Source organism: Drouetiella sp. (assembly GCF_059504425.1).
In genome coordinates, this window is record NZ_JCACIN010000081.1 from 1 (window position 1) to 16,034 (window position 16,034).

The 16,034-nt window shown below is 52.0% G+C and carries 12 protein-coding genes; 5 read left to right on the forward strand and 7 right to left on the reverse strand.

Features of this window, described 5'->3' with window-relative positions:
* Positions 1-67: 67 nt before the first annotated feature.
* Positions 68-487: a MerR family transcriptional regulator gene (locus AC5JMP_RS18540; RefSeq protein ID WP_495852967.1), complete on the forward strand. Its 420-nt coding sequence runs from the start codon at positions 68-70 to the stop codon at positions 485-487.
* A gap of 77 nt (positions 488-564) precedes the next feature.
* Here AC5JMP_RS18540 and AC5JMP_RS18545 read toward each other — a convergent pair whose 3' ends face one another.
* Complete coding sequence (locus AC5JMP_RS18545; protein WP_495852968.1) at positions 565-897, reverse strand: arsenosugar biosynthesis-associated peroxidase-like protein; 333 nt, start codon at positions 895-897, stop codon at positions 565-567.
* Positions 898-974: 77 nt separating this feature from the next.
* Here AC5JMP_RS18545 and hslO point away from each other — a divergent pair, with 77 nt between their 5' ends.
* Positions 975-1,880, forward strand: coding sequence for an Hsp33 family molecular chaperone HslO (gene hslO, locus AC5JMP_RS18550; RefSeq protein ID WP_495852969.1), 906 nt, complete (start codon positions 975-977; stop codon positions 1,878-1,880).
* A gap of 135 nt (positions 1,881-2,015) precedes the next feature.
* Entirely contained in the window at positions 2,016-2,768 is a 753-nt protein-coding gene (gene tatC, locus AC5JMP_RS18555) for a twin-arginine translocase subunit TatC (RefSeq protein ID WP_495853106.1), read from the forward strand.
* A gap of 53 nt (positions 2,769-2,821) precedes the next feature.
* Here tatC and AC5JMP_RS18560 read toward each other — a convergent pair whose 3' ends face one another.
* Positions 2,822-3,136, reverse strand: coding sequence for a DUF3067 family protein (locus AC5JMP_RS18560; protein WP_495852970.1), 315 nt, complete (start codon positions 3,134-3,136; stop codon positions 2,822-2,824).
* 206 nt (positions 3,137-3,342) lie between these two features.
* Between AC5JMP_RS18560 and AC5JMP_RS18565 the strand changes: the two genes are divergently transcribed.
* Positions 3,343-3,702: a hypothetical protein gene (locus AC5JMP_RS18565; RefSeq protein WP_495852971.1), complete on the forward strand. Its 360-nt coding sequence runs from the start codon at positions 3,343-3,345 to the stop codon at positions 3,700-3,702.
* A gap of 22 nt (positions 3,703-3,724) precedes the next feature.
* On the opposite strand, the gene AC5JMP_RS18570 is transcribed toward AC5JMP_RS18565, so the two are convergent.
* The 3 genes from AC5JMP_RS18570 to AC5JMP_RS18580 form a co-directional block, all read right to left on the reverse strand.
* Positions 3,725-5,458 (reverse strand): diflavin flavoprotein, encoded by a 1,734-nt coding sequence (locus AC5JMP_RS18570; RefSeq protein WP_495852972.1) that lies wholly within the window; start codon positions 5,456-5,458, stop codon positions 3,725-3,727.
* Between the two features lie 78 nt (positions 5,459-5,536).
* Positions 5,537-6,157: a glycoside hydrolase family 24 protein gene (locus AC5JMP_RS18575; RefSeq protein ID WP_495853107.1), complete on the reverse strand. Its 621-nt coding sequence runs from the start codon at positions 6,155-6,157 to the stop codon at positions 5,537-5,539.
* Positions 6,158-6,441: 284 nt separating this feature from the next.
* Positions 6,442-7,101, reverse strand: a complete 660-nt coding sequence (locus tag AC5JMP_RS18580) for an SDR family oxidoreductase (protein WP_495852973.1) — start codon at positions 7,099-7,101, stop codon at positions 6,442-6,444.
* Positions 7,102-7,486: 385 nt separating this feature from the next.
* Here AC5JMP_RS18580 and AC5JMP_RS18585 point away from each other — a divergent pair, with 385 nt between their 5' ends.
* Entirely contained in the window at positions 7,487-8,197 is a 711-nt protein-coding gene (locus tag AC5JMP_RS18585) for a DUF1997 domain-containing protein (protein WP_495852974.1), read from the forward strand.
* A gap of 121 nt (positions 8,198-8,318) precedes the next feature.
* On the opposite strand, the gene AC5JMP_RS18590 is transcribed toward AC5JMP_RS18585, so the two are convergent.
* Together AC5JMP_RS18590 and AC5JMP_RS18595 are read right to left on the reverse strand one after the other, a co-directional pair.
* The gene (locus tag AC5JMP_RS18590) at positions 8,319-11,216 is read right to left on the reverse strand and encodes a DUF4347 domain-containing protein (RefSeq protein WP_495852975.1); all 2,898 of its coding nucleotides are present in this window, start codon (positions 11,214-11,216) and stop codon (positions 8,319-8,321) included.
* Between the two features lie 719 nt (positions 11,217-11,935).
* Complete coding sequence (locus AC5JMP_RS18595) at positions 11,936-15,892, reverse strand: DUF4347 domain-containing protein (protein WP_495852976.1); 3,957 nt, start codon at positions 15,890-15,892, stop codon at positions 11,936-11,938.
* Positions 15,893-16,034 lie beyond the last annotated feature (142 nt).

Here is a 16,034-nt window from a genome sequence, read left to right on the forward strand (position 1 = left end):
ACGCTTCTCTACCTCTACAATAATGTCCTAACTCGTTCTCGTAGCGCTATACCAAGCAGAGTAAACTATGGAGTATACTCCACAGTCAAGGGGCTTCTGGAAGATTTGGGTTACTGTTATGTTGATTGGTGAACTGTCCAAGAAAACAGGATTGTCGAAGGACACGATTCGTTTTTACGAAAAGATAGGACTTATTGTTGCCAGCGATCGACGAGCAGGAACAAGACTATACCGGGAGTACAGCCAAGAAACGGTAGAACGCCTTCTGATGATCGCTCAAGGCAAAGGATTGGGGTTTAGGCTCAGCGAAATCAAACAGCTGCTTGATGAGTGGGGAGACGGTACCCTGTCTAAACGCAATCAAGTTGCGATCATGGAGCGCAAGATTGAAGAAATTGTTGAGAAAACACAGCAGCTTAATGCAATCAAAACCTACCTTGCCACCAAGCTCAGCAAACTGAACGAAGAAATTTTGGCGGAATCTTGACCGCAGCCCTACAGTTTCAGCTACAGGGTTGTGGGTTATTTAGCAACTGTCTTGGCTGTTAGGACAAAGGACAGCAGCTACATTGTCAACTGTTTAACATGCTCCAGCATCTGCACCCCATGCACCAGCGAGGCACCGCCCCGAATTGCAGTTGCCACATGAATAGCCTCCGTCATTTCCTCCAGGTCAGATCCCTGCTTCAAGCATTCTGTACTGTAGGCATCAATGCAGTAAGGACATTGCACCGTATGGGAAACCGCCAGGGCAATCAGGGCTTTTTCGCGCACAGAGAGTGCTCCTTCGGCAAACACAGCTCCATAGTAGGCAAAAAACTTTTCGGCTAGCTCAGGATTACCCTGGCTGACCTGAGCAAACTGAGCCAAATGTTCCGGCTTGTAATACTGATCCATGCGATCGCCTCCCAAAAGTACGCTGCCACTCCCTCTAGAATAAAAGAAGAAACTGTTAAGAAGTGTACGGGATTTTCATGGCAGATCAATTGGTTCGGGCGACAGCCGCCGAGGGGGGCATTCGCATCGTTGGAGTCATTACCACTCGCCTCACCGAAGAGGCCAGACAGCGACACCAGCTTTCCTACGTGGCAACGGCGGCTTTAGGCAGAACGATGTCAGCAGGGCTGTTGCTGGTTTCTAGCATGAAGCGAGCTGAATCGCGGGTCAACCTCCGTGTGCGGGGCAATGGGCCTCTAGAAGGGATTCTCGTGGATGCCGGATTAGACGGCACGGTGCGCGGCTATGTCGGCAATCCCAAAGTAGAGCTGCCTCCTAACGAGAAGGGCAAACTTGACGTGGGTGGTGCCGTGGGCAGTCAGGGATTCTTGTACGTGGTGCGGGACGTTGGCTATGGCTACCCCTATTCCAGCACCGTAGAGCTGGTTTCTGGGGAAATTGGTGACGATATCACCCATTACCTGGTGAGTTCTGAGCAAACGCCTTCAGCGCTGATTGTGGGCGTGTTTGTGGGGGCAACAGGCGTGTCGGCGGCAGGAGGATTACTGGTGCAGGTACTGCCCAAAGCCGCCAGAGATGAGGCGCTTGTGGAAAAGCTGGAATCTCGCATCGCAGCGCTGTCGGGCTTCACGCCGCTGCTGCAAGCCGGAAAGTCTTTGCCGCAAATCTTTGAGGATTTGGTGGGAGATATGGGTCTGGAGATCTTTCCAGAAACTCAGATGGTACGGTTTCACTGCGGCTGCTCGTTCGATCGCGTCCTCGGCGCCCTCAAAATTTTGGGCAAAGACGAACTAATCGATATCATTGATAAAGAGGGGGAGGCTGAAGCCATCTGCGAGTTTTGCGGTCAGATCTACAAAGCCAACCAATCTGAACTAGAGACTTTAATTCAAGAGCTGCAATTAGAACATGCAGAACGTTAGCGCGATCGGAGTTTATGGCTCTGAAAACGCTAGGCTAATATGAGAGTGCTACAGGATTGCCAACCCTCAGATTAATTGTCTATGACTGCTTCTTCCGACCTGGAAATTTCTGCTGAGGCTGCTTTAGCCACTGATATGGCCGTCGAGGCGATCGGCGATCGCTATGGTGATCCCGACGACGATCTGCCCGATGAGGCAGAAATGTCGCTATTCGACCATCTTGAAGAGCTGCGGCTGCGAATTTTCTATGGGCTGGCGGCAGTCGTGGTGGGCGTGGTGATCTGCTTTATCTTTGTCAATCCGATCGTTGAGCTTTTGGAAGTCCCTGCAAAAGGTGCGAAGTTCCTTCAGCTGGCGCCGGGTGAGTATTTCTTTGTGTCGATTAAGGTGGCGGCATACAGCGGCATCTTGGTGGCGAGTCCGTTCATCCTGTATCAAATTGTGCAGTTTGTAGTGCCCGGTCTGACTCGCCGCGAACGTCGTCTGCTGGCTCCGATCGTCTTTGGCTCGACGATTTTGTTTGTTGCAGGGCTGGCGTTTGCCTACGTTGCCCTGATTCCGGCGGCGCTCAACTTCTTTGTCAACTATGGCGAAGGCGTGGTCGAGCAGCTTTGGTCGATCGAGCGATATTTTGAGTTTGTGCTGCTGCTGTTGTTTAGCACGGGGCTAGCCTTTCAGATTCCGGTGATTCAGCTCTTATTGGGAATGCTAAATATTGTTAACTCAAAGCAGATGCTAGCGGGCTGGCGCTATGTCATCTTGGGTGCTGCCGTCTTGGGTGCAGTTCTCACGCCTTCGACCGATCCGGTCACACAGAGCCTTCTGGCAGGGGCGGTTTTGGGACTCTATTTCGGCGGTATTGGGATGGTGGTTTTGACAGGAAAATAGAGTTCATCTCCTCGGTATGTTCTTAAAAATGCAGGGCTACAAACCCTGCATTTTTAGTTTTCTAGGAGCCATTCTGAGGCGCGATCGCCCAAATCTAGTGGGATGCTGACGGCTTTTCCCAAGCGAGGGCGCTCTTTCGTTGCCGCAATAAAACTTTCAACCTGTGCCAAGCTGTCCCAGGCGTTGAGGTAATTGGCGATCGTCTCCAGATGCTCCGCATACTCGGCTTCGCTCATGGGAAATGAGGCTTGCTCCAAATATTTCCACATCACTTGCAGAAACACTTTGTCATGACCTTTACGAATTTGCAGGTCATAGGAACGACCCCATTTAGTGAGTAAGAGCTGGTGTAAATCTTCGCCCGTCATAGATTTCTTGCGATGTCTTCTAGAATCTATCGCGTTTTTTACTTACTTTGTTTTAAGCTTGATGGCATCAATTAAGTTTGAAACATTAGATTGCCTGCAAACTATTCAAGATTTCTGCATAAGAAATTTGCGAATGTAGGTAGGATGGGAAAGGATTAAAAACAAAGAGATGACTTTGCAACTGGAAGTTTTGGGCTAAGGGTTTAATGGAAATCTGGGAAAAATTAAGCCGACAGCGCGTTAAGCATATTGTCAGCAGCTACTGTCTCGGCGGTGATGAGGTCAATCGATTTGATCTCTACTTGGATGAATTACTGCAACTTTATCCTCGCCCTTTGATCGAGCTGGCATTAATCGAAACTTTAATTGATTACTGGCTGACGGTGCCGCTGGTGAGAGGGGTAGAGTTTTTGGTGCAAGCCCATGATCGGCTCAAGGCTTGGGAAAGTCAGCCGATCGTCAGCACCATTACGCCCGAACAGTTTAAGCAAATTGCTGGGCTTGATCCCGCGCCTGTCTTTGGCTCGGCAGAGCTTCCTGCCTGTTCGATCGTCCGTCCGCTCTAGTACTCCAATATTGCATCGCTGATTAATATTGCATCGCTGACTTGCGGTGCTGAACTGCCGTCACGCCCACCGCTTCCAACACTTTGCCGTTGTCTACAGTGGCGTAGATCAGCCAATGATCGCCGCATTCCATCCGAGACTGCACCGTGCATTCCAGATAGCTCAGCGCCTCATCTAAAATTAAGCAGCCGTTATTTGCTGGGTGGGTGTCGATCGCCCCTAACCGATCATCTTCATTCGCCACAGATTTGAGGAAAAAGCGTCGCAGATTTCTGCCCTCTTTCAGAACATTTAGGACAAACTGACTGCCAATCGTCGGTAGCGTTGCTTCGCCTTGACTCATAGGCACGGCGATCGTCAGTCCCGGCGGATTAAAGGTGGCTTGCGACACCCAGGAGGTCAACATTTCCTGATGCTTGCTGAAACGGTGGGTGGTGATGACGCAAAGAGAGCCTGTAATTCGACCGACGGCTTGCTCTGTGCGATCGGCTTGCACCTCTACACCCGTCTGACGGGGTGCCCGAATTTTTTTAGTTTTCTTCAGGGTTTGAACAAACTCCGCGCCTGCCAGTTCGCACTCCCGCAGGGTTTCGTCTGTCGGCTTAAATTTGACGCGAATCGGCTCAAATCCCATGCGATAGCCCGCATCTTGCAGCTTTGTATGTACTAGATCGATCGCCTCTCCACTCCAGCCATAGGAGCCAAATACTCCTGCTAGCTTGGTTCTGGCGGCGCTAGAGAGAGCGATGCCTAATGCCGTCTGGATTTGCGTCGGCGCATGACCTGCTAAGGTGGGCGTGCCGAAAATAAAGCCGTCACATTCCTGTAAAATCTGAGTGATTTCTGCCGGACTTGCCAATTCACAGTTAATCGTCTGCACGGCTGCGCCCGACTGAATTAAGCCTTGAGCGATCGCGTTCCCCAAAATTGCCGTGTTGCCATAGGCCGAGGCGTACAGCACCGCTATGTTGAGATCCTGCACCTGCTGGCGTTCGCACCAATAGCGGTAGTCAAACGTGAAGCGGCTGACGCTGTAGCGCACCATCGGGCCGTGGTTAGGGGCATAGATTTTGGCGATCGCCGAGAAGGGAGCCAGCTTGTCCAAAGCCGTCTCGACCTGACGAAACTGGCTGGCGTGAAGGCAGTCGAAGTAGTAGCGCCGATCTTCGTCCAGCAGCTTCCACTTTTCATCGAATACTGGCTCATCGCAGAGATGAGAGCCGAACAGCTTATCGGTGTAGAGAATACGAGTTGCCGGATCGTAGGTGCAAAGCCCGTCGGGGTAGCGCGGTGTGGGTGTGGGAATGAACTGCAAAACGTGACCCTGCCCCAGATCGATTGTGTCTTCGGCATTGGCAACAATGACGCGCAGATTCCAGTGAGGGAATGCCGATCGCAGAGCCACCTCAGCAGCACGGGTGCAAACAAAGGTAATTTGCGGCGCGGCTTCTTGACCTAGCAATGCCTTCAGGGTGTTAATCCGATTGGAGTTGATGTGCCCCAAAATCACGTAATTAATCCGCTGGAGATAGGTGTGATGGTAAAGCTCTTCCAGAAAAATTTCCGTAAAAGATTCTCCGGGCGGATCGATCAGGACAGTCTTATCGGCTTGGATTAAATAGGAATTTGCCGTTGTGCCTTTCTGACGAGCATATTCAATCTCAAATCGCAGCCGATCCCAAGTGCGCGATCGCAACACGGTGGTGTTTGCACCAATCTCAGCCACTTGCACATCACGCGGTTTAGTCTCTGTCATGCCAGTGAGGGGTATATCAGGATAAAAGTACAGGTATGTCGGTTTAACAGTGTTTATGTCGTAACGGTATTCTCGACCTCATCCCGAATTTTGTAGCTCTTCTTGCAGCATTTCATCATAAATTTGGGGCAAGGCGCTACTCATATCATTGGTTTCAATCCCGTAGCCCAAGCTTGTCCAGGTGGGCGAAAGCAGATATAGCACCTCAGCTATCTGTCCGTCTTGCAACATCTGGGACAGATCAACTCCTCCCCAGGCGCTGGGGTCAGCTAGCCAGCGATAGACCACCTGATCTTGATCCTCTGGCTCAAAGCTGTAAGATGATCCCCAAAACAAGAGTGAACCATTTTGAGTGTGGTACTCTCTCGCTTTGTCCAACCAGGTTGAGGTCAACATTTGGTAGCGTCCTGCGGCTGTCGTGCAGTTGCCTGTGTTAGGACCTACTACGATCGTTACACACAGATCTGGATGTTGGCTCAAGTCGCTAACATGCTCACCGCCATAGAGCAACGAGTACGGACGAGCGCCATTCGACTCACTTGCAGAAATAGTGCGCATCAGTGCCCGCAAATAGGGATCGCCGCCCCTCATTACCAGAGGCGCAGGAGTAAAGTTCCATTCGGGTTCAAAGGGCGATCGCCACAATCCATGAAAGCCCTTGAGCTGAACAACGAGCGTCAAGATAGCTACACCACAGATCAGTGACCACCAAGCGCTAGATGAATCACTAGCGGGCTTTTGATCCGCAGAAGGGGAGGAGTGATTATTTTCAGACGACACAGCGTACCTGGCACGATTTTTTAGCTGGCTATAGCTTTCTTAATCTACTCGATTCATCCCGTTTCGGAACATCTTCAGCAGGTTTGTAGTAAACCTCTTGCAGATTATGATGTTTAGATTGGATTGGGTGGGGGCGTAGCTCCCGCCCAATCCAATCTGCAGCAGGTTTAGCGTTTCTCTGGTTCAGCCGATCGCCATCACTTTCACGCAACGTTAGCAAACAGAGCCTCCAAGGATTGCACGGGCGCATCGGGCTTAGCAATAATTTCAACGATTTTGTTTTTGGCTTCGGACTGAAACAGAGCCTCTACGCAAACCTGAGCCACTTTACTGCGGGGAATGCTGCCGTCAAATAGCGTGTCAGCACCCGATAGAACGATCGCATCGGCATTGTCTTCATTTTTTAAGCCACCCGGACGGACAATCGTATAGTCTATGCCGCTGCGCTGAAGGTACTCTTCTGCCTGCTTTTTCCAAACGAGAATGAGCCAGAACAGATTAAGGGGATGAAAGAGCTGAGAGGTGCAGAGCGAAGAAACCATGACAATCTGCTGAATGCCTTTCTCGCGGGCGGCATTGACCAGGTTTTTAGTGCCCTCAAAGTCAACTTTGTAAGGCCCCGTTGGATCAAAGCTGGGGGCAGCCCCCGTTGCTGAAATGAGAACGGTGGAATCGGCGATCGCTTCCTCCAACCCAGAGGGCTTTAAGACATCGCCAATTACTAGCTCTACGCCGTTGGGTAGAATTTGCCGCGCTTTTTCTAAGTCTCTGACCATAGCACGCACTGGAATCTCGCGCCGAACTAACTCTTGCACAATCCGCCGTCCAGTTTGCCCTGTGGCTCCCGCAACAAATACCTTCATAACTTCACCCTCTGCGAAACCCAATAAAATTTCAGCCAGTCATCAGGTTGGATTAGGTTGAATCAGAGTCGGATAGGGAGAGTTATTGCCAGGAACTTGAGCAAAAACTCTGCGTCTCCGTAAACTCGATATCTCCGTAAATCCAGTGTGCTCATAGTCTCACATCAGGGAATATTCATGCGTCTTTCCGTAGATCAGTCATGGTTATAAAAATAAATTCAGGGATATGCTGTGTTGGTGAAGAGACAGGTAGGGGGCTGACCCCTCACCTAATAGACTGCTAAGCTAGATCGCGTAACAGATTATTAAGCTCTAGCCCATCTTACCCCAGCGCTTGTGGGGCAGGGCAGACAACAGTACAGCAACGATTGCAGGAAAGCGTTTTATGCAGGCAAATTCGGCTGAATATTACTCCAGTGATGCTCAAACAACGCACAGCTTGATTCTGGGTGCTACCTCAGAGCATGTTGAGGGTAGTCTGGAGAAGGCGCAAAGCGGTGAAGTATCTTGCTTCCACGGTGCTTTTGAGAGCTGCATGGAAATGTATGCGGATGCTGCAGCCGTCGCTCGATATTTAGACGCTCATCGGGAGTGGTTTCCTCGCTGCGCCCATCCTATGAAGGCTGAGTTGATTGGAGACAATGGCTATGCTTTAACGATCGGCAAATTTGGCTCTTTTGGTTACGAGGTGGAACCGAAAGTGGGTTTGAACCTGCTGCCTCAAGATCAAGGCATTTACCGAATTCAAACCATTGCAGTGCCGGGGTATGAGCCACCAGGCTACGATGTCGATTTCCGGGCAGCATTGCAGCTTGTAGAAATTGCGTCAGATGCTTCCCAAAATGCAGGCACTCCTGAGCGCATCACGCGGATTGAGTGGGAGCTGGATTTGAACGTAATGATTCAATTTCCCCGCTTTATCCATGCCCTGCCTCAGCCGCTGATCCAAACTACGGGCGATCGCCTCCTCAACCAAATTGTGCGACAGGTTTCACGCTGTCTAACCCATAAAGTTCAGGAAGACTTTCACAGCTCCCTGGAAGTCACATTCCCCAAAAAGCGACGAAATCTCTGGAATCGCAATCAGGCTGGCTAAGAGTGGCGCTATCTCAATAAAAAGCTGAGCGTTTTCTGACGAGAACGCTCAGCTTTTTTAGGTCTTTCAAGGTACAGCCTGACCGCTGTGAATGCGGCTACAAAAGCCTGTTAGGGTAACGCTACACTACGAAGCTGCTGGCAGTTAAGCTGGTGGAACTGACACCAAGCACCGTTACCAGGTTGAGAAAGCCTCCTGCTCTGTCTCCGTTGCCATCAATGCTGACGATCGCGTTAGAACCCGATTGCACGAGCTTGATATACGTTCTAAAAGGGCTATTGCTGCCATAGCCGGACTTCGAGAAGAGGCTCTTGACGACAATTTTGTCTTGCCCGACCTGGAAGTCTGCGATCGTATCGATCGCATCTGTGGTGGCATTGTAGACAAATTGATCGCGACCTTTTCCACCCTTTAAAGTGTCATTGCCCCGTGCCCCTGAGAGGATGTCGTCGCCGTTACCGCCGTTCAGTTGGTCACTACCCAAGCCACCTTGAAGCGTGTCGTTGCCATTGCCACCTAGCAGAACATCATTGCTGCTATTGCCGTTAAGCAGGTCTTGGTCTCTGCCGCCGTAGAGTGTGTCGTTGCTTAGCCCGCCCTTAATGGTGTTGTTGCCTGTGCTGCCATAGATACTATCGTTGCCCCGTCCGCCGCCAATGGTATCGCTGCCTCTGCCGCCATACAGACTGTCGCTACCTAAACCGCCGGAGAGATTATCGTTTCCTTTATCGCCTAGAAGCCGATCATTGCTCTGTTGCCCTTTAATCGTATCGTTGGCATCTCCGCCCGAAACCCAGTCGCTGCCTAGCCCTGCATCAATACGATCGCCACAGCCTCGACCCTTAATGCGATCGTCTCCTGCAAAACCAATGATCCGGTTTGCCCGGTTGCCACCGATCAAGTTCTCGCTGGGGGCATGACCTGGCATCGTGCGTCCTGTGACACAACCGTCAACGGGAGCAGGATCGTTGCGAATGCCTCTCAGCGTCACAGTTGCCGGGGTAAGGTCACTGGCTCCTGCGTTATCAGTTGCGGTGTAGGTAAAGGTATCAAGGCTAAAGGCATCTGTTGCCCGGAAAAAGAGCTGGTTGACTTGAGCAGGAGTTAACTGCTGCCCTGCCCGGACGAGAGTTCCCCCTGCTGTTGGATTACCCAGGAAGAGCGTGCCGCTGGCAGCCTTGGGTAGAGTGAGGAGGGTGTAAGAGGCGATCGTCCCATCTGGATCGGTTGCAATTACCCCAGTCACTTGTTTGGGCGTGTTGGCTTCTATCTGCTCAACGCTGGCGTCTTGAGCTACAGGAAGTTGATTAACTGCCCCCGGACGCGCTAGAGAAACGATCGCTGGGATAAGGTCAGTGCCACCACGATTGTCAGTAGCGGTGTAGGTAAAGCTGCCGCTGGTAAAGGTGGAAGTTGCCTGGAAGAAAAGCTGAGTAATTTGTCCGGGCTGGAGGATCTGTCCAGCGGTGACTGCCGTGCCGCCTGTGGCTGGATTACCCAGAAAGAGCGTACCGCTGGCAGCAGTAGGCAACGTTGAAAGGGTGTAGGAGACGATCGTGCCATCTGTATCCACTGCCGACAAGCCCGTCAGATTTACCGTCGCGCCTCGCTCAACTTGCACCGAGGCATCGATGGCATTGGGCAGAAGATTGGAATCAATGACCAAATTACGAATTTCGTGAATATTGGTTTGATTTCCTGTACCGCTGGCAAAGCCGAACTTAAAGGAGGTTGGCAATGCGCCATTGACCGCAGCGACGTTGAAATTGGTGATGGCCTGTTCGCCCGCATCCACAAAGTCACCATCTCCGTTACCGTCAACCTGCACGGTTAATACTCCAGCAGCAGTCAAGTCAATTTGTGCCGTGCGTTTAGAATTCTCGCGTGTGGCTCCTGCGCCCGGATTGTCAATGCTAAAAGGCAGTGTGCCTGTTCCGGTCAAATATTGATAGCCGTTGGCTTGGCTGCCCCTAACGGAAACGGAGTCTGGGGTTTGTCCAGGGCCACCAATGCGTCCTTCAGAGGGATTGGAGAAGTTGCCAAATTCATCAAGAGCAATACCCAGGTAGCCCCCAGCGATCCCTGGAACTGCGATCGGCGTTGATCTATTGGCATAGCCAATGGAACCTCCGAATGCGCCACCTGCTGTGGGATTAGCGGCACCGTCAATTAGGAAAAAGGTGATGCCATCTGCACCTGTGCCGCCATAGGAGAAGAAATCGAACGTGATTTGCAGACCGCCCGTTGCGGAGATAGGCGAGTTGTAGACGACAAAAGCTGCTTGGTCAGTTCTGGTGGTGGTCAGCCTTAAGGTACCGTTGCCTACCGGGTCTGGCGTACTGCCAGGAGGATTGCCCTGAAGCCCGTTGGCTGAGGCGGCTTGGGTGGGTCTAGCGGTCAGGTAAGGCTGGTCTTGCCCTGTAGCGGAGGCATCCACGCCAAACAGCCAGGGTGTTTCTGTGACATCTGCTAGGGAAAAAGTTTCGTTGATCGTGATGGCCAGCACGCCGCTATAGGCAGCGATCGCCTCTGCCTCAAAAACCAAAGGACTGCTGATCTGACCTGTCGTAAACTCTAGCTGCCAATCGCCACCCAGAGCAGAATGTCCCGTTAGGTTTGCCGATGCGGCAATGTTGGCTTGGGTGAGCTGACTGAGCTGCCGGACGAAGCTTTGACCGATCGCTCCTGCCCCAACTTGGCACCCATACAGCAAAATATCGGCACCCTCCACCAATGCAGCTGCCCAATTCTGAATCTCTATGGCGTAACGTTCAAAAGTTTGCCAGTTCAGTAGGCTAGAACCGAGACGCAGTTGTCCAGCCGCTCCATGGGAGAGAATGTGTAGACTTTTAATGCCGCTGTACTGAGATAGGATGGCGCTAATTTGGGCAACGCCTTCTTGGCCAGGGTTGAGGACAGCGACTTGAGTCTGAGGGCTAGCACCGTCAACGAGAATCTGATAGTCACTGACTGTCGGATCAACGACCAGGAGGGTAGTGCAAGAAAAGGTGGATGTCATAGCAGAATGGCTTTGGGTGATTTATAAGGAACTGCGAGAAAATAATGAGCGGCTCAAAAGGTTCTTGTAGAGTCTCAGTAGAAATAATGGATATAGAATCCAATGTTCTTATGGATACATTTTTTGCTTACGTAAATATACCCTACTCAGTTAAATTAAACACAAGTAGATGCCCGAAGAGCGTAAAACTCAGGCGGTTTGTCCAAAATTTACCTAAATAGGACTTCAGCTTCGCTGAGAGTTTACGTTTTCTCCAGATTTTCACGGAGATAGGTAGTGAGTCAGTATGCCAAACTCAGGAGCTAAGCCTAGCCAAAGATCATGCTTTTTGAGCATGCAGGGCTTTGTATAGCAACCGCTAAAGTGGTTGGGATGGGGACATTTAGGGTGGGGCGCTTCGTGCCCTACCCTAAATGTCCTAAGCAAACTGGCGACAGCTATAAAATCTGAAAAAAAGCTTAGTTCAGTGGTTTACGTGGCGAAAGAGCTTTGTTTAACGGATTTTAGAGATTTAGCTCTGGATCGCTGCGAATATTGAGCGATCGCTCCTAACTGCTTATCCTAAAACAGCTTAGAAAATTCCTGCCCTTTAACGTCAAAACGGTATATCTTTTAGCTATGAAATTGGCGCTAAAAAGTATATGTTTTATAGACCTAATGCTAGAACTCAGTAAATTTACGTATGCTTCTTGACCAGAGTGGCTCAGCAAGAAGGCAATTTAGATAAAGTAATTGGCTGTGTTCAGCGTCCCGGCGCTGGCATCGCCCGACCTCAAGCCGATGCCGTTGACGTTGATTACAGAATCACGAGAAGTTGAGAAACCTCGGCTGCTGTCATTGATGGATAGGTAGGTTTGCCCGCGCCAGTTGAAGAAGACAGCTTCGTTGCCCTGAAGCGATTGGGAACTCGAAGAGGTTTGGTTCTTATCGGCATATGCTGATCTGACTGCTGCGGTGAGGTTGCCGCCGCCGACTCTCCCTGCGTTAAATAACCTACTGGGGCGATCGCCTCGGCGATTATTGCCGCCGCTGAAACTAAGCTGGAACCTGTCGCCTTGAGAAAACCTGAAGCCCTTCACGAGATCGGGTGCATCCACCAGAGAATTGGACAAAGCTGCCGCCTGATTCGTTCCAGCATAGACAAAGCGATCGGCTCCAAAACCGCCATTCAGAGTATCCGCGTCTATGCCGCCCTCCAGCGTATCGTTGCCAGATCCCCCCAGTAAGTTATCGATGCCTTCGCCACCTATGAGGCGATCGTTGCCGCCATCGCCGATTAGCCTGTCTTGACAATCTAAGCCTGTCAGAACATCGTTGCCATCCAATCCTCGCAGCGTATCGCTGTCATCTGTACCTTGCAGGTTGTCGGCTCTGCGCGTACCGCTCAAATTAATTCCGGGGAGGCAGGCATTGACCGTTACCAGGTTTGTCCAGCGATCGCTGGCGTTGCCCGTCAAAGCATTCCCGGCAGCATCTCGGATGCCGCTTTCACCTGCCACGAGAGTCAGAGAATAGTCGCCCCTTTGGTTGGTCAACTTGCGGAGATTACCCAACGTCCAGTTAATGCCATCTGTGGAGGTCAGGCTTGCCTTTGCCAGAGAAATGTTGACATCGCCGCGAATCAGGCGCAGATCTGAGAGATTGAAGCCGCTGACTGCCTCGCTAAACCTTAGCGTCGCGCTATCTATCTTGTCTCGACGCGGGTCAGGAGCTACATCCACAATGTCTACGGAGGGCGCAGTGCGATCGAGACTGTAAACCTCGCCCGAAAAGTTTCCGTTGCCCGCACCTGTGCCGCCCAGCGCTACGCCCAGAGTGTTGAGAATCGAGTCATTGTCTGCCAGGCTGAGTCCAATGGAGCCATTGCCGCTGCCTGCACTCACCGCCACAGTGTAAAAACTGCCGTTGACGCGGGTAATGGACGCAATCCGCGCACCCGAAACGCCTTGAGCCGTTAGGGCAAAGTCGTTGGTGTCTACCTGAATCACATTTTCATTGAAGATGACAGCAAAGTTGACGGTGGCGGCATTGCTGGGGTTCGTGTCCAATCGGCTGATGGAGCTGACGCGTGGCGGCACTTTGTTGACGGTGTAGGTTTGCCCTACAAAATTGCCGTTGCCCGATCCTGCGCCGCCCAAGACTGTACTGACTCCATTGGCGATCGAGTCATTGTCCACCAGACTCAGCCCCAAGGAACCGCTGCCGCTGCCTGTAGCGACCGCAACGGTGTAGGTTTTGCCGCTGCCCGTCACGCCTGTAATGCCAGCTCCCGTAATGCCTGATGCCGTGAGGGCAAAGTCGGCGGCATCTACCCCGGTCACATCCTGGTTGAAGGTGACAGCGTAATTCACGGTGCCAGATGCCGTTGGGCTAGGATTTACCAAAGCGATCGCCGACACCACTGGGCTGCTCTTGATCAACGTGTAGGCTTGCCCAGTGAAGTTGCCATTTCCCGAACCTGCGCCCCCTAATGTCACCCCCAAACTATTGGCGATCGTGTCATTGTCTGCCAGATTTAGCCCTAAGCTGCCGTCGCCTGTGCCTGTATTGACAGTGACCGTGTAAACGCTGGTGTTTGAAGCATCTACTGCCTGTACAGAAGCAATATTGGCTCCTGTCACGCCTACCGTTGCTAAAGTAAAGTCAGTTGCATCGACTCCGGTAACGCTCTGGCTAAAGGTAACAGTGTATTGTGCCGTACTCGCCTTCGTGGGATTGGGATTTGCCAGAACGATTGAGGAGACAGAAGGCGGCGTTTTATTGATGGTGTAAGCCTGTCCGGCAAAGTCGCCGTTAGCTGCGCCAGCACCACCCAGCACCACGCCTAGGGTATTGGCGATCGAGTCGTTATCCACCAAGTTCAGCGCCAGATCGCCGTTGCCTGTGCCGGAATTGACGACAACATCAAACGTCTTAGAATTGACGGGCGTAACGGAGGTAACACTGGCTCCGGTAATGGTTCCTCCCGGTGGGGTGGCAGAAACCGCCAAGGCAAAATCAGCAACATCAACTCCTGTGATGTCCTGATCAAAGATCACGGTGTAGGTGAGCGTTGCTGCTGCCGTAGGATTACTGCCTTTACGGGCAATGGAAAAGACTTTGGGCGGCGTTTTGTCGATCGTATAAGACTGTCCTCCTAGAGCGCCATTGCCGACCCCTGTAGAGCCTAAAGGCGCCCCTGCCCCATTTTTGATCGTGTCGTCATCTACTAGATTCAGCCTCAGGGTGCCTTGACCCGTGCCCGTATTGACTGTGACGGTGTAAGTACTGGCGCTGACGGGCACGACTGAGACAATTCCCGCTCCTGCAATGCTTCCGGTGGACTGAAGCGTGAAGTCGGCGGCATCTACCCCCGTTACATCTTGATCAAAGATCGCCGTGTAGCTAACGTTGGTGGCAGCTGTGAGTTCGGGCTGAGCGCGATTCAGTGCGGTAACAGTGGGCGGAATCACCACCGTTACTGCGCCAAATAAGTTGGCATTGTCTGTGTCGATCGCCAAAGCGCTAGTTGCAGTGTTGCCGTTAAAGGCGGGCGTACGTTCGGAAATAACCGTTGCGCCTGTGTTGACGAAAATTGCGCCGCCTTTGCCCTGCCCCAGCAAGCCATTTGTCGCTCCAGTGCCACCTAATCCAGCAACAGCAGAGTTGCTATTAAAGCTGGTGGTGCTGATGCGTAAAGTTCCAGCACTAACGTAGACCGCGCCACCCTGCCCACTGCCACCGCTGCCGCCGCTCCCACTGAGGCTATTGCCGCCCTGACCGCCGATCGCCTGATTGCTCTGAAAACTGGTGTTGACGAGCGAGACACTACCACCATTGATTAGCAGACCCCCGCCTCTACCAAAGCCGCCATCGCCCCCCGCCTGATCGGTGCCAGGAACTCCGGGCGTGCCAAATGCCCTGCCGTTGGCGATCGTGAGATTGGAGAAGACCACCGTGCCGCTGCTGACGGTAAACGGACGATAGGTATTGCTGCCGCTGACTGTGTAGCTATTGCCAACAAAGGTAATGTTGGTGGTGATATCAGGCAGATCCGCCGTCAAGTTAATGTTGCCCGTGAGATTAATCACGTCGTCTTCGGGCGTAGTCTGGGAGGCGCTAATGGCATCCTTGAGCTGAGTGTAGGTGCTGACGTTAAAGGTATTTAATACGCCAGCGTAGGCTTCTAGCGTTTCGAGCTGGAAGGCGATCGCCGACTTCACCCTGCCCGTCGCGAACTCCAGATCCCAGTTGCCGCCCTGTCTGGCGCTGCCTGTCAAGCTTTCAGATGCTGCAACTTCTGCTCCGGTGAGGTGGCTAATCTGCCGCACAAAGGCTTTACCGTCCGCTGTAGAGGCTACATTGCAGCCATAGAGCAGAATGTCAGCATCTTCAGTCAGAGAGTCTCGCCACTGCTGAATTTGCGCTGCATACTGCCCCAGATTGCTCGAATTGAGCTGCGTTGATCCCAGACGCAAGCTGCCTTCACTGCCGTGACAGACGATATGCAGACTGGTAGATTGGCGATGGGTGATGCTGCGATTGCTCTCTAGCCCATCGCTAATTTGCTGAATGCCGTCGTAACTGGGGTCAAGAACAACAACTTTAGCGGTCGGATTAGCACCCTGAATGAGGCTCTGATAGTCATCGACCGTAGCGTCAACAAAAATCAGGATAGAGGCAGTCGCAGCAGTCATGGTCAACGCTCTTACAAGTAGGGGAATTTGGGAATATTTAGGCTTGCTGTGGGCTGATTGAATAATGGTTGCCCAGGCACTATTTAAGTCACCATTTAAGTGAAGACCGGGCTAAGTTAAGGTCAGATTGCCAAGATCAGGC

Bases quoted from the DNA above. Each gene is read 5' to 3' on its own strand.
- AC5JMP_RS18540 (WP_495852967.1), top strand. From the start codon at position 68: ATGGAGTATACTCCACAGTCAAGGGGCTTCTGGAAGATTTGGGTTACT.
- AC5JMP_RS18545 (WP_495852968.1), bottom strand. From the start codon at position 897: ATGGATCAGTATTACAAGCCGGAACATTTGGCTCAGTTTGCTCAGGTC.
- hslO (WP_495852969.1), top strand. From the start codon at position 975: ATGGCAGATCAATTGGTTCGGGCGACAGCCGCCGAGGGGGGCATTCGC.
- tatC (WP_495853106.1), top strand. From the start codon at position 2,016: ATGGCCGTCGAGGCGATCGGCGATCGCTATGGTGATCCCGACGACGAT.
- AC5JMP_RS18560 (WP_495852970.1), bottom strand. From the start codon at position 3,136: ATGACGGGCGAAGATTTACACCAGCTCTTACTCACTAAATGGGGTCGT.
- AC5JMP_RS18565 (WP_495852971.1), top strand. From the start codon at position 3,343: ATGGAAATCTGGGAAAAATTAAGCCGACAGCGCGTTAAGCATATTGTC.
- AC5JMP_RS18570 (WP_495852972.1), bottom strand. From the start codon at position 5,458: ATGACAGAGACTAAACCGCGTGATGTGCAAGTGGCTGAGATTGGTGCA.
- AC5JMP_RS18580 (WP_495852973.1), bottom strand. From the start codon at position 7,101: ATGAAGGTATTTGTTGCGGGAGCCACAGGGCAAACTGGACGGCGGATT.
- AC5JMP_RS18585 (WP_495852974.1), top strand. From the start codon at position 7,487: ATGCAGGCAAATTCGGCTGAATATTACTCCAGTGATGCTCAAACAACG.
- AC5JMP_RS18590 (WP_495852975.1), bottom strand. From the start codon at position 11,216: ATGACATCCACCTTTTCTTGCACTACCCTCCTGGTCGTTGATCCGACA.
- AC5JMP_RS18595 (WP_495852976.1), bottom strand. From the start codon at position 15,892: ATGACTGCTGCGACTGCCTCTATCCTGATTTTTGTTGACGCTACGGTC.